Source organism: Cyanobacteriota bacterium, assembly GCA_025054735.1.
In the GTDB taxonomy this organism is placed as follows: Bacteria; Cyanobacteriota; Cyanobacteriia; order SKYG9; family SKYG9; genus SKYG9.
This window is the reverse complement of the sequence record JANWZG010000688.1, coordinates 1-1,032: the sequence shown is the minus strand read 5'-3', so window position 1 is coordinate 1,032 and position 1,032 is coordinate 1. Positions and strand designations below refer to the sequence as shown.

The following is a 1,032-nucleotide window of genomic DNA, read 5'->3' as shown; positions in this document are numbered from 1 at the left end:
CAGTTTCCTGTAAGTGCAGCAAAAATGCGATCGCCTGAATTGTTTTGCCTAGACCCATATCATCTGCAAGACAGGCTCCTAAACCCCAACGCTCTAGAAACGCCAGCCAGCCAACTCCCCGTGCTTGGTAAGGGCGCAGTGTACCTCGGAAACTGTTAGGTGGTTCTATGGCCTTAATAGCCTCATTTTTTCCGGTCAGCGTATTGATTAGCTCTTGCAACGGCCCTGCTTCAAAACTAACTACGGGCAATTTTTCAATGACTTGAGAGTCTCCAGCACTGAGTCTGAGAATGTCTTGCAATGACAGCGTTGTCTGGAATTTCTTTGCTGCCAAGAAGCTCTCAGCGGCTCTTACATCGCTGGGCCGCAACTCTACCCATTCCCCATTAATCACTACTAGGGGGGTGCCCAAAGAGGTAAGGCGTTTGAGATCTTCTGCTGTGAGCGTTTGGTTACCGATCGTCAGCACCAATTCCACATTCAAGAGGCTGTTCAGACCAATCCGTTGTCCTTTGGGCAGGGTGTTATCACCTGCTTTTACACATACCCCTAACCGATTCGCCAAGCTATCTAGTCTCGCCAAGCTAGGAGGCACAACTACACCTACGCCACTATCTTGTAAACGCCATGCTGCTACCTTCAGAAATTCATAGGCTTGAATAGGCGACAGGGAACAACCATGAGGATTAGAGGTATTCAAACTGGCTTCCAAGGGAGCATACAGTCGAGACGCTAATCCTAAACCAGCTAGTAATGTTTCCTGGGGATGGGTGATCGTGTGCCCTTGATACACCAATTGTTCTACTGGATTACTCCAAATCACTGCTGCTGGAATCACCAGAGTTGGGTTACTAGCTGATTGCAGTCCATACGCCAGCCACCAGTCCCCATCCTCGCGATCAGGAGCGTGTAAGGTTAAGCAGGGCCGATAGGTAGGCTGTCCGGTTAGATAGGGTTGCAGTGGTGCTACCCAAGTCGCCAGTGCTGTACTTAACTTATCCATAGCACTATTAGTGGGTAGCTGCCCATGGG

1 protein-coding gene is annotated in these 1,032 nt (G+C 49.7%); it reads right to left on the bottom strand.

All coding sequences use genetic code 11. The features are described 5' to 3' along the window. The coding region (locus NZ772_19395; GenBank protein MCS6815722.1) for an ATP-dependent helicase at window positions 1–1,003 on the bottom strand (1,003 nt) is incomplete at its 3' end. Between the last annotated feature and the right edge of the window lie 29 nt (window positions 1,004–1,032).